A 13,727-nucleotide genomic window follows, 5' to 3' on the forward strand; every position below is an offset into this window, starting at 1 on the left:
GTTATATATAAACTATTCAAAATAAGTATACTATATATACTTATATTTATCACCATTTTTTGTAGTGCAATATATTATTTACATACAAAATTAAAGCTATATCTATTATAGCAACTTATAGATATAGCTTTATATATCGCTAATTTGTAAATAACATTTGGCTTACAAGTAAAGATTTAGTTTTGTATTTGATAGCATTAACTTAATTCTATTTTCCTGATTTATTTGAGATTGAGACGGATCATAATCTATAACAACTATATTAGCATTAGGATTATTATCCAATATCTTTCTAATGGCTCCTCTTCCTACTATATGATTAGGCAAACAACCAAAAGGTTGTGCACAAATTATATTGTTTGCTCCTGTTTTTATAAGTTCTATCATATTAGCAACTAATAGCCAACCTTCCCCCATCTTAACTCCATAGCCTATATATCCATCTGCCATTTTTCTAACTTCATCAAAATCTGTAGGTGCTTCAAATTTTGAATATTTTTTTATATTATTGTTTATTTTTCTTTGTAGTCTCAATATAAATTTATAAGCTATATTAGCTAATTTAGATTTTATAAATCCCTTTTTATATAACTTATAATCCATTATTGAATTAAGTATGCAATAATTAACAAAATCCATAAGTCCAGATTGAATAACTTCTGCATCTTCCTTAACTAAAAATTCTTCTAGATGATTATTGCCCATTCGAGAATATTTCATATATATTTCTCCAACAATACCTACCTTTATTTTTTCTTTTTTATTTATGTCGATATCATCAAAAGCTTTTATAATTACTTTTGAAATTTTTGAAATACTAATATACTTTATACCTGAAAAATTTTTATTTAAATATTTTATCATCTCTTCTAATGTTTTGTCTGTTTCTCCATCATTAATTTCATAAGGCTTAACTTTATTATATAAGCACATAATTAAATCACCATATAGTACAGCATAAATTGCTTTCAAAATTATTGATGGGCTTAATTTTAAGCCTGGATGTTTTTCAATTCCTGTTAAGCTCAACCCAATAGCTGGTACATTTTCAAAGCCACTATTTTCTAGAGCTTTTCTAATTAAATGAATATAATTAGAAGCTCTACATCCTCCCCCCGTTTGAGTCATGAGTAAAGCAGTCTTATTTATATCATATTTACCGCTTTTTAAAGCAGCAATAAATTGCCCAATAACTATCATTGCAGGATAGCAGATATCATTATTAGAATATTTAAGACCTGCATCTATTATTGTCGATACATCATCTTCTAAAAACTCTATATCAAAACCATAGTCTTTTAAAATTTTATCTAATATTTTGAAATGAATTGGTAGCATATTCGGTACTAAAATTTTATAATTTTCTTTCATTTCTTTAGTAAAAATCTTATATTCATAATTCATAGTTCTCACCTACTCTTAATTGCTTCAACCATACTTCTTATTCTAATTTTTGCTGCTCCTAAATTACTAGTTTCATCTATTTTTAATTGAGTGTATATTTTACCTTTATCCTCCAATATTCTTTTGGTTTCATCAGCTGTTATTGCATCTGTACCACATCCAAATGAAACTAATTGAACTAACTGCATATCGTCATTATTAACTACAAAATTTGCTGCATTAAATAATCTTGCTTGATATGTCCATTGATTTAGCATTTTTACTTCTTTATTATTTTTATCTATTGGTATTGAATCTTCAGTTAATATAATCAACCCTAAAGAGTTCATCATTTTATCTATACCATGATTTATTTCTTTATCTACATGATATGGTCTTCCAGCTAAAACAACAATTAATAAATTGTTTTCTCTAGCATACTTAATAGCCTTCTTTCCTCTATCTAGAATATCTATCTTATATTGTTTATACTCTTCAATTGCTCTTTCATAAGCAAACTTTACTTTTGCTTTACTTATCCAATTATAATAATCCTTTAGGGAATTATATAAGTTATCAACTGTACTTTTACTTGAATTTAAATCTAAATATGGACTTATATAATTAAAATCTTTTAATTTAGAAATATTATTTTTAATAACTTCTGGATAATAAGCTACAACTGGACAATTAAAACAATTATCTGATATTCCTTCATCAAAATTATATGTCATACAAGGGTAAAATATATTTTTTATATCTTTACTTATAAGGCTTTCAATATGTCCATGACTAAGCTTTGCAGGGTAACATGCTGTATCTGATGGAATAGTATGTTGCCCCTTTAAATAAAGCTTTTTTGACGAATCATCAGATAAAACTACTTTAATATCCAATTCATTAAAAAACCTTACAAAAAAAGGTAAATTTTCATACATATTTAAAACCATTGGAATTCCTATAGTACCCTTTATCCCATCATTATCACCATATTCCATAATCTTGCTATTTTTATATTCATAAAGATTAGGAATATTATTATCATTGTATTTTCCAGTTGGCTTTGAACATCTATTACCTGATATATACTTTTTGCCACCTGCAAATGTATTTATAGTTAAATTGCACTTATTAGTGCATAAACCACATTTAGCACCTTTAGATTCATGATTAAAATTTTTAATACTTTCCTTATCTATAATTTGAGATTTTTCTATATTTTGACTTTTAGCATATAAAGCAGCTCCATAAGCTCCCATTAACCCAGAAATATTTGATCTTATTACATTTTGTCCTAATTCAAGTTCTAAACTTCTCAATATAGCGTCATTACATAAGGTGCCTCCTTGAACTATAACGTTCTTTCCTATATTTTTAGTTCTAATAACCTTATACAATGCATTTTTAACAATACTCATCGAAAGTCCTGCTGAAACATCTTCAATAGTTGCTCCATCTCTTTGAGCTTGCTTTACTGATGAGTTCATAAAAACAGTACACCTAGACCCTAAATCTGCTGGATGTTGTGCAAATAATCCAAGCTTTGCAAAACTTTCAACATCATATCCCATAGCTTTTGCAAAAGTTTCTATAAATGATCCACATCCTGAAGAGCAAGCCTCATTTAAAATAATGCTTTTAATTGATTTATTTTCTATTTCAAAACATTTTATATCTTGTCCACCAATATCAAGTATAAAATCTACATCCGGATTAAATCTACTTGCTGCTATATAGTGAGCTAATGTTTCAACTATCCCAAAATCTATCCCGAATCCCTTTTTTATAAGTTCTTCACCATATCCAGTAACAGAACTTGCTTTTATATTTATTCTATCTCCAAATTCTTTATAAATGTATTCTAATTGCTCTTTTATTACTTTAACTGGATTTCCTTCATTATGTGCATAATAATCATATAAAATATTATCAGATTTATCTATAAGAACTAATTTTGTAGTAGTACTTCCTGCATCTATCCCTAGATACGCATCCCCATTAAAGTTACTTATATCTCTATCTAATACTCTAGCTTTATTATGTCTTTCTATAAAACTTTTATATTCTTCCTTAGTTGAAAATAAAGGTTTAATATCCTTTTTTTTATCTATGTTTATATTATTAGAATTCGATAGTTTTGAGATTAGTTTTTCATATGTATATGTCTTATCTTCATTATTTGCAAATAACGCAGAACCTCTTGCTACAAAAACTTCAGCATCATTAGGTATTATTGCCTCACCATCTTTTAAGTTTAGATCCTTTGTAAATCTTTCTCTTAGACCCTTGTAAAAATATAATGGTCCTCCTAAAAATAATATATTTCCCTTTATTTCTCTACCTTGAGCGAGCCCACCAATTGTTTGATTTACTACAGCTTCATAGATACTTGCAGCAATATCTGATTTACTTGCTCCTTGATTTAATAGTGGCTGAATGTCTGATTTTGCAAATACTCCACATCTTGATGCAATTGGATATATATTATTATATTCCAAGCTAATTTCATCTAATTCTTCTACTGTTATTCCCATTAAGCTTGCCATTTGATCTATAAAAGCACCTGTTCCACCAGCACAACTCGAATTCATTCTTTCTTCTAAACCATTGGTTAAATAAATTATTTTTGCATCTTCTCCACCTAATTCAATGACAACATCAATATTATTAAATAACTTTTTTACACCAATAGTTGTTGCAAATACTTCTTGAACAAAAGAAATATTTGTATCCTTAGCGACACCATATCCTGATGAACCTGTTATAGAAACTTTTATATCATTATTCACCAATAAGTTCCTTATTGATATAATTTCTTCTAATATAGTTTCCCTAACTTTTGTAAGGTGTCTCTTATAAGACTTATATTTTACATTATCATTTTCATCTAATAACACTAACTTTACTGTAGTTGAACCTGCATCTATACCAAGTCTATATATCACTTAAATCCCCCCCCTATATAATTATCCAATATAAACAAGCCCTATAAGTAGTATACTACTTATAGGGCAAAAAAATTATGCTAATTTACAACTATCTCTAATAATTAATTTGACTGGTAATACAATTTTTTTGCTTAGGCTTCTTTCATCTTTTATTCTTTCTATAAGAGTACTAAGAGCAGTTTCTCCCATAAAATCAGTAAATACTTTTACTGTTGTCAATGAAGGTGATAAGTATTGAGCTGTTGCAATATCATCAAACCCAACTATACTTATATCATCTGGAATCTTATATCCATTTTCTTGTATAGCTTTATATGCTCCTATAGCCATAGGATCACTTGCAATGAAAAAAGCTGATGGAATATTGTCCAATTTCAAAGCTTCATTCATTAAATTGTATCCATCCTCTGGTGTAAAGTCACCTTTAAATATCCAATTATCATTTAAATTATTGATTTCATTCATGAAATCTTTATAGGTTGCCTCTCTATAATTTACAAGTTCTATACTATCAGTATTATTATGAGGAATAACCTTAGCCCCTATATATCCTATATCTTTATGGCCTAAGCTGTACAAATATTCTAGTGCCTTTCTAACACCATATTTTAAATCTACAACTATTGAATCAAATTCCCATTCATCAGGCGATGAATCTATAAATACTATATTTTGAGATAACTCCTTAAGCTTTTTAATTTCATCATCATGAAATATTCCTATAGCAATTATTCCATCTAATGCCTTATAACTTGATGTATCATCGTTTAATATTTTAGTATAGTACAATGATTTAAAATCTATATTTTCTTCAACGCATTTCTTTTCTATAGCCATTCTAATAGATAAAAAATATGGATCATTTAATTCCTTAACTTCAGTAAATGAACATATTATTCCAATGGTATGATTTTTTAGTTTACTTTATCTTTCCTTTATTGTAACATAATTCATTTCTTCAGCTATACTTAAAACTCTTTTTCTAGTATCTTCAGAAACGTTTAGGGTTTTATCTAAATTTAAAATACGAGAGACTGTTGAAATAGACACTCCAGCAGCACTTGCAATATCCTTTATCGTCGCCATTTATAATCACCTCGATTATTTTTATAGTACTTTATAATCTCTTAAATAACAATTAAAGATGAGACAAATATATTAATATTGCCTCACCTTATATTTTATTAATTAATTGATTCTTTTAAGCTATTTATATATCTTTGCATAGCTTCTTTTCCATATTCGTCCCATTTAAAAACTCCACAATGTTCAAGAACCTTAGAAAATACCTTTCCAATTTCCTTTTCTATAATCGAATCTACATTTTCCTTAGTTATAGATAGATTATTTTTTTTGATTTCTTCATACCAATTTAAATGAATTTTCATTTCTTCATTATTATATATTTCATCTATGCCATTAACTAAAGATAGTTTTATAATTTCTAATTCATTTTTAAGTCTAGATGGAAGAACTGCAAGACCTAGAACTTCTATTAAACCTATATTTTCTTTTTTAATATTATGAAGCTCTTTATGCGGATGGAAAATTCCATCTGGATGCTCTTCACTAGTTATATTATTTCTAAGAACTAAATCTAAAATATAAACTTCATTATCTTTTCTAGCTATAGGTGTTATTGTATTATGAGGAATTTCATTAGTATGAGCATATACATTAACAACAGAATCGCTATAATTTCTCCAGTGAGATAAAACCTTATCAGCTAGCTCACTTAATTCTAATCTATTCCTTCCCTTTAATCTTAATACAGTTAAAGGCCATTTAACAATAGATAAATCAATATTTTCATAATTATTTAAATTAAATTTATAAACATCTTCTGCTTTATCCATTGCAAATTCATAATTTCCACCCTGATAATGATCATGAGTAAGAATAGAACCTCCAACTATAGGCAAATCTGCATTAGAACCTACAAAATAATGTGGAAATTTTTCTATAAACTCTAATAATCTATCAAAGGTATTTTTTGTTATTTTCATTGGCACATGTTCGCCTGCAAAAACAATGCAATGTTCGTTATAATATGCATAAGGTGAATACTGTAAATACCAACTTTCACTATTTAATTCCATTGGTATTATTCTTATATTTTGTCTTGCCGGATGATTCACCCTTCCTCTATATCCTTCATTTTCTTTACATAGTAAACACTTCGGATATTTAGATGGTGGTAAGTTTTTTGCTGCAGCAATAGCTTTAGGATCTTTTTCAGGCTTTGACAAATTTATAGTTATATCTAAATCTCCATATTCTGTACTAGATTTCCATACTAAATTTTGTGCTATTCTATCAGTTCTAACATAATCACATGCCTTACTTATATTGTATAAATAAGATGTAGCACTTTCTTTTGATTCTTTATAACGATTATAAAACTCACGTATAACCTCTGAAGGTCTTGGCATTAAAACTCCCATAATCTTAGTATCTAATAAATCTCTATATATAGGAGAATTAGATTCTAATATTCCATTATTAAATGCATAATCTAATATATTACCTAGTATCTCAGTTGGAGTATTTAAATTTTCATCATCTATTTCAAAATCTTCATATTCATCAAGATTTAATACATCTAATAAACCGTTTCTAATAAATATTTCATCATCTTTAGTAAAAAGCTCATGCTTCAATCCATATTGGATAAGTCTTTTGATTTCCCTATAAATATTCATATCATCACCTACTTATCAAAACCTGTTGGGTTATTCTTATGCCAATTCCAAGCTGAAGCTATTATATCTTCAACCTTAGTATATTTTGGGCTCCAATTTAAAGTATTTCTTGCTTTTTCAGCTGAAGCTATTAATCTAGCTGGATCTCCAGCTCTTCTTTCACAAATCTTAGCTGGGATCTCGTGACCAGTAACTCTTCTTGCAGCTTCTATCATTTCTTTAACTGAAAATCCACTTCCATTTCCTAAGTTAAAAATATTACTAGAATTTCCACCTCTAAGATGCTCTACTGCAAGAATATGAGCATTAGCTAAGTCTATTACATGAATATAGTCTCTTATGCAAGTACCATCCTCTGTATCATAGTCATCTCCAAAAATAGATATAAATTCTCTCTTACCTAGGGGAACTTGTAATATTAAAGGAATCAAATGAGTTTCAGGACTATGATCTTCTCCAATACTTCCACTTACATGAGCTCCAGCAACATTAAAGTATCTAAGTGATACATATTTAACTCCATGTGCTATATCAGCCCATTTCATCATTTTTTCCATAGCAAGCTTTGTTTCTCCATATGCATTAGTTGGTTCAGTTCTGTCTGTTTCAACTATAGGCATCTTAGTAGCTTCACCATAAGTTGCAGCCGTAGAAGAGAATACAATTTTCTTAACATTGTTTGCAATCATAACCTTTAGCAAAACTTCTGTTCCATGAACATTATTATTGTAATATTTCAAAGGATTTGTCATACTTTCTCCAACTAAAGAGTTAGCTGCAAAGTGAATTACTTCTGTTATATCATTTTCTTTAAATACCTTATCAAGTTCCTCTTCATTTCTTATATCAACTTTATAAAATTTAGCTTTTGGATTTACTGCTTCTATATGTCCAGTTTCTAAATTATCTACAACTATTACATCTTCTCCTTTATCTATTAACTGATAAACAGTATGACTTCCTATATATCCTGCTCCACCACAAACTAATATCATTTTTTATACCTCCTAAATTTCCCTAGTTCCATTTCCTATATTTGCTATATAAAAACTAGCTTCGTATCCTATTTTTTCCTTATATCCTTGCCCTACTTTTTCTATAAAATCCTCTACTTTATCTTTTTTAACTAATGCAACTGTACATCCACCAAATCCTGCTCCAGTCATTCTAGCTCCAATTGTAGCTTCATGATTCCATGCAAGTTCAACTAATGTGTCTAATTCAATTCCTGTAACTTCATAGTCATCTCTTAAAGAAATATGAGATTCATTCATAAGTTTACCGAAAGTACTTAAATCATTTTTTGTTAGTGCTTCTTTAGCCATTAATGTTCTTTGATTTTCATATACAGCATGTTTAGCTCTCTTAATTCTTATTTCATTTTCTATTAAGTTTTTATTATTTTCAAATTCCTCAATAGATAATTCTCCTAATGAATTGATATTTAATTTTATTTTTAATTCTTCTAAAGCCTTTTCACATTCGCTTCTACGTTCATTATATTTAGAATCAGCCAATCCCCTTCTTTTATTTGTATTTGCTATAACTAATATTTCATCTTTTAATTCTACAGGACAATAATTATATTTTAAAGTGTTACAATCTAAAAGTATAGCATTATTTTCCTTACCCATTCCAATTGCAAATTGATCCATTATCCCGCAGTTAACACCAACAAATTTGTTTTCTGCTTCTTGAGAAAATTTCACTAATTCTACTCTATCTATCTTTAACTCAAATAGATTGTCCATCATTACTGCTATTAAAAGCTCTAATGATGCTGAAGATGAAAGTCCTGCTCCATTTGGAATATTACCATATATAGCTATATCAAATCCTCTATTTATATCATATCCATGTTTTTTCATTACATCGATTACACCTTTAGGGTAATTAACCCAATCATGGGCCTTTTCATAACTAATGTTGTCTAAATCAAATTCAATAATGCCTATATCTTCAAAGTTGCTTGAATACATTCTTACTTTCTTATCATTTCTTAAACTTATAACTCCATAAGTTCCAAAACTTAATGCACAAGGAAATACATTCCCTCCATTATAATCAGTGTGTTCACCAATTAAATTTACTCTACCAGGTGAAAAAAATGTTTTGCAATTTTCTTTTTCTCCAAATATTCTTTTAAAAGTAGCATTAATTTCGTTTCTCATAACAACTCTCCCAATCATATTTTATATTTATTTTACAATATTATAATATCACATCAGGAAAATTTTATCAATATATATTTTGTTTTTTACTAGTATTTTTACTATAATTTTTACTATAATTTTTATTTATTTTACCAAAGAAAATTATTCTAAATTTACTTAGTAATAGTTTCACATAATTCTATATAAACTTATAGATTCTTAGAAAATTTAATAGATATAACTATTTTTCAAGCATTACCTCATAAAATTCCTATATAAGTAATTATTTAGTTTTCCACTCTTCATATAAAAAGAGTATCGTCAAAATAAAATTGACGATACTCTTTTAAATTATGATATTTGCGAAGTTTCAAATTGACTATTATATAGTGAAGCATAAAATCCTTTTTTACTTAAAAGTTCCTTATGTGTACCTTGTTCTACAATATCTCCATCTTTCATTACTAAAATTAAATCTGCATCCTTGATAGTAGATAATCTGTGAGCAATTATAAAGCTAGTTCTGTTTTTCATTAAGTTATCCATAGCTTTTTGAATAAGCACTTCAGTTCTTGTGTCAACTGAACTAGTTGCTTCGTCTAATATTAATATCTTTGGATCTGCTAATATTGCACGCGCAATTGTTAATAATTGTTTTTGCCCTTGAGAAACATTACTTGCATCTTCATTTAACTCCATATTATATCCATCTGGTAATGTTTTAACAAAATGATGAACATGAGCTGCTTTTGCTGCTTCTATTACTTCTTCATCAGTAGAATCTAAATTACCATATCTGATATTCTCCATTATACTTCCGTTAAATAACCATGTATCTTGCAGAACCATTCCAAAAACTTTTCTTAAATCACTTCTCTTAAAATCATTTATATTATGATTATCCAGTAAAATTTCACCACTATTTAGTTCATAGAATCTCATTAATAGTTTTACAATTGTAGTTTTTCCTGCACCAGTAGGTCCTACAATGGCAACTCTTTGCCCTGGCTTTATTTTACTAGAGAAGTCATTTATTATTATTTTGTCTTCATTGTAACCAAAGTGAACATCCTTAAATGTAACTTCTCCTTCAATGTCATTAATGCTTACAGGATTCTTAATATCTCCAACTTCTTCTTCTTCATCTAAGAATTCAAAAACTCTTTCTGCAGCTGCTGCTGTAGATTGAAGTACATTTGCAATTTGTGCTGTTTGAGCTATTGGTTGTGTAAAAGATCTTATATATTGAACAAAAGAAAGAATATCTCCAACTTCAATTGATTTTTTAATAGCAAGGTATCCACCTAATATAGATACCATAACATAACCGATATTCCCTATAAATGTCATTATAGGCATCATCATTCCTGATAAAAATTGAGATTTCCATGCTGAATTATATAAAGTATTATTTAATTTTTCAAATTCTTCTACAGCAGCCTTTTCCCCATTAAAAGCTTTCATTATATTATGACCGCTATATATTTCTTCTACATGTCCATTAACATGACCTAGAAAAGTTTGTTGCTCTTTAAAATACTTCTGTGACTTTTTAACTACTAACGCTATTAATATTCCTGATAAAGGTATTATTAATATTGATGCAAGAGTCATAGTTACACTTATTGATAACATCATTATAAGAACACCTATTAATGTTGTTATAGATGTTAACATTTGTGACAAACTTTGATTTAAAGTATTACTTACTGTATCAACATCATTAGTAACTCTTGATAAAACTTCTCCATGTGTCATTTTATCAAAGTATTTAAGTGGCATACGATTTATCTTTTCTGCAATTTCTTTTCTTAGATTATATGAAACCTTTTGAGCAACTCCAGACATTATAAATCCTTGAATAAATGAAAATACTGCACTTATTACATATAATACTGCTAATAATGCAATTATATTGCCTATATAAGTAAAATCTATTGTAGCTCCTGCTTCTCCAGATACTTTACTTACTAATCCTTCAAACAACTTAGTTGTAGCTTTTCCTAATATCTTAGGACCTATTATTGAAAAAGCAGCACTACCTATTGCAAATATCAAAACTGTGATAATTGATATTCCATATGGTTTTAAATATTTTATTAACTTGCTAATAGTTCCTTTAAAATCCTTAGCCTTTCCGCCACCACCGTGCATTCCACCCATAGGACCACCGAAACCCCCATGTCTTTTATTTCTTACATTATTACTCATGACATAAGTTCCTCCTTTGAAAGTTGTGATAAGGCTATTTGCTCGTAAACTTCACAGTTTTCTAAAAGCTCTTTATGAGTTCCAATTCCTACAACTCTTCCTTCATCTAATACTATAATTTGATTTGCATCCTTTATTGTACTTATTCTTTGTGCAACAATTATCATAGTCCCATCTTTAATATTTTCTTTAAGTGATCTCCTAAGAGCAGCATCAGTTTTAAAATCTAAAGCTGAAAAACTATCATCGAAAATATACACTTCTGGTTTTTTAACTAAAGCTCTAGCAATAGATAATCTTTGTTTTTGTCCGCCAGATACATTTGTACCACCTTGTGAAATTTCAGTCTTATATTTGTCTGGTTTATTATCAATAAATTCTAATGCTTGTGCAATTTGTGCTGATTTTTCTAAATCTTCTGCAGTTGCATTTGGAGAGCCATATTTTAAGTTACTTTCTATAGTTCCTGAGAAAAGTACTCCCTTTTGAGGAATGTATCCAATTTTATCTCTTAATGACTTTTGATTTACATCTTTTATATCAACTCCATCAATAGTGATTTGACCTTTAGATACATCATAAAATCTAGGTATTAAATTTATTAATGTTGATTTACCACTTCCAGTACTTCCAATAATAGCTGTAGTTTCACCTGGCTTTGCTGTAAAACTAATATTTTCTAAGACGTAATCTTCTGCACCTGGGTATTTAAAGCTTACGTTTTTATACTCCACATAACCTTTTTTAGAATCTATAAACTCCTTAGTTTTTTCTTTATCCTTTATACTTAAATCTGTGTATAGTATTTCACTAATACGTTGAGCAGATACTGATGCACGAGGTAGCATTATTGAAACCATTGAAATCATTAAGAATGACATTATTATTTGCATTGCATATTGCATAAATGCCATCATATCTCCTACTTGCATTGTCCCTAAATCAACTTGATGAGATCCTACCCATACGATTAAAAGTGTTAGTCCATTCATTATAAGCATCATTACTGGCATCATTGATGACATTAACCTATTAACAAATAAATTTGTCTTAGTTAAATCTTTATTTGCATTGTCAAACTTAACTTCTTCATGCTTTTGAGTGCTAAATGCTCTAATAACTAACATACCTGTTAGATGCTCTCTAGTAACTAAATTTAATTTATCAACTAACTTTTGAACTGCTTTAAACTTAGGCATAGCAAATCCAAATAATACACCTACAAGTAAAGAAATTAGGATTACACCTACAGCTATAATCCAAGTCATATTTGTATCTGTTCTTAATACTTTTAATACACCACCAATTCCTAATATTGGAGCGTAGAAAACTATTCTAAATAACATAACCATAAGCATTTGAATTTGTTGTATATCATTAGTACTACGTGTAATTAAAGAAGCTGTTGAAAATTTATCAAATTCAGCATTAGAAAAATTTGTAACTTTCTTAAATACATCTCCTCTTAAAGATCTACTTAATCCAGCTGCTATTCTTGCAGATATAAGACCAACAATAACTGCAGCTGCCATACTAATCAATGCTATTCCAAGCATCTTTAATCCAGAAATAATAATAAAGTTTGTTTGTAATTTATCTGTATCTATACCTATTTCAAAATACTCATTTTTAACATACGAAACAGCAGCTTGATCTATCATATTATCAGGCATATCTTCAAAATTTTTATTTATTAAATCTTTTAAATCATTTAATTGCTCCTTAGGAAGATTCTTCAAAATAAAAAAAGGATCTGTATCAGCTACTACTGGCATATTACTTGGCATATTTCCTAGCATAGTAGTATCAAAACTACCAGTTTCAATTCCATATACAATAAGCTCTGGCTTAGCTAAAATACTATTCAATCTAGATATAGAATCTTTATTTTTTGAATTAAGTTCATATAAAGGCTCTTCATCTAGCTTTGAATACTTTTTTAAATATTTATCAAATTCATCCTTTGAAAGAATATCTTTATCTAATAATGTATAATTATCTTCTATAAATTTAAAATCATCCTCCCCTATAAATATCGAAAGCTTATCCATTTCACTTTTACGTATTATAGTAGGTACCGAATTTTCTATTCCACCTTGCTGAATACCAACATTTACTATATTAGACATATAATCTGGCAATGATAATTCACTAACAGCTTGAATAAATAGTAATATTATTACGGCAATGATAGAACCGATAAATGGTTTTAAGTACTTTGTCAGTTTCATCATTTCATTTTTCTCCTTTCAAATCCTGCTTTATTGTTAAGTTATTATAAATATATATTAATTATATTTTTATAACTATTATATGTCAATAACATTTAT

9 protein-coding genes are annotated in these 13,727 nt (G+C 28.2%); all 9 read right to left on the minus strand.

What is annotated here, in order from left to right; genetic code table 11:
- Window positions 1–162 precede the first annotated feature (162 nt).
- The 9 genes from J7M87_RS15615 to J7M87_RS15650 all read right to left on the minus strand — a co-directional run bounded on the left by J7M87_RS15615 (window position 163) and on the right by J7M87_RS15650 (window position 13,631).
- Window positions 163–1,404, minus strand: coding sequence for a 2-hydroxyacyl-CoA dehydratase (locus tag J7M87_RS15615; protein WP_291652353.1), 1,242 nt, complete (start codon window positions 1,402–1,404; stop codon window positions 163–165).
- 5 nt (window positions 1,405–1,409) lie between these two features.
- Complete coding sequence (locus J7M87_RS15620; protein WP_291652354.1) at window positions 1,410–4,328, minus strand: acyl-CoA dehydratase activase-related protein; 2,919 nt, start codon at window positions 4,326–4,328, stop codon at window positions 1,410–1,412.
- A gap of 75 nt (window positions 4,329–4,403) precedes the next feature.
- On the minus strand, window positions 4,404–5,234 hold the full coding sequence (locus tag J7M87_RS15625; RefSeq protein WP_365845915.1) for a substrate-binding domain-containing protein: 831 nt from the start codon (window positions 5,232–5,234) through the stop codon (window positions 4,404–4,406).
- A gap of 21 nt (window positions 5,235–5,255) precedes the next feature.
- Window positions 5,256–5,417, minus strand: coding sequence for a LacI family DNA-binding transcriptional regulator (locus J7M87_RS20455; RefSeq protein ID WP_365845886.1), 162 nt, complete (start codon window positions 5,415–5,417; stop codon window positions 5,256–5,258).
- Window positions 5,418–5,515: 98 nt separating this feature from the next.
- A complete protein-coding gene (gene galT / locus J7M87_RS15630) occupies window positions 5,516–7,033 on the minus strand; it encodes a UDP-glucose--hexose-1-phosphate uridylyltransferase (protein ID WP_291652355.1) in 1,518 nt (505 codons plus the stop codon).
- A gap of 8 nt (window positions 7,034–7,041) precedes the next feature.
- Window positions 7,042–8,028: a UDP-glucose 4-epimerase GalE gene (gene galE / locus J7M87_RS15635; protein ID WP_291652356.1), complete on the minus strand. Its 987-nt coding sequence runs from the start codon at window positions 8,026–8,028 to the stop codon at window positions 7,042–7,044.
- 12 nt (window positions 8,029–8,040) lie between these two features.
- On the minus strand, window positions 8,041–9,204 hold the full coding sequence (locus tag J7M87_RS15640) for a galactokinase (RefSeq protein WP_291652358.1): 1,164 nt from the start codon (window positions 9,202–9,204) through the stop codon (window positions 8,041–8,043).
- Window positions 9,205–9,537: 333 nt separating this feature from the next.
- A complete protein-coding gene (locus tag J7M87_RS15645; protein WP_291652359.1) occupies window positions 9,538–11,397 on the minus strand; it encodes an ABC transporter ATP-binding protein in 1,860 nt (619 codons plus the stop codon).
- Entirely contained in the window at window positions 11,394–13,631 is a 2,238-nt protein-coding gene (locus J7M87_RS15650; RefSeq protein WP_291652361.1) for an ABC transporter ATP-binding protein, read from the minus strand. Before J7M87_RS15650 ends, J7M87_RS15645 begins: the two co-directional genes overlap by 4 nt.
- Window positions 13,632–13,727: the final 96 nt, after the last annotated feature.

The sequence above is a fragment of the Clostridium sp. genome, from assembly GCF_017888565.1.
Classification (GTDB): Bacteria; Bacillota; Clostridia; order Clostridiales; family Clostridiaceae; genus Clostridium.

What these genes read in the sequence shown, in the direction of transcription:
- J7M87_RS15615 (WP_291652353.1), bottom strand. Translation starts at nt 1,404, where the DNA reads ATGAATTATGAATATAAGATTTTTACTAAAGAAATGAAAGAAAATTAT.
- J7M87_RS20455 (WP_365845886.1), bottom strand. Translation starts at nt 5,417, where the DNA reads ATGGCGACGATAAAGGATATTGCAAGTGCTGCTGGAGTGTCTATTTCA.
- galT (WP_291652355.1), bottom strand. Translation starts at nt 7,033, where the DNA reads ATGAATATTTATAGGGAAATCAAAAGACTTATCCAATATGGATTGAAG.
- galE (WP_291652356.1), bottom strand. Translation starts at nt 8,028, where the DNA reads ATGATATTAGTTTGTGGTGGAGCAGGATATATAGGAAGTCATACTGTT.
- J7M87_RS15640 (WP_291652358.1), bottom strand. Translation starts at nt 9,204, where the DNA reads ATGAGAAACGAAATTAATGCTACTTTTAAAAGAATATTTGGAGAAAAA.
- J7M87_RS15645 (WP_291652359.1), bottom strand. Translation starts at nt 11,397, where the DNA reads ATGAGTAATAATGTAAGAAATAAAAGACATGGGGGTTTCGGTGGTCCT.
- J7M87_RS15650 (WP_291652361.1), bottom strand. Translation starts at nt 13,631, where the DNA reads ATGATGAAACTGACAAAGTACTTAAAACCATTTATCGGTTCTATCATT.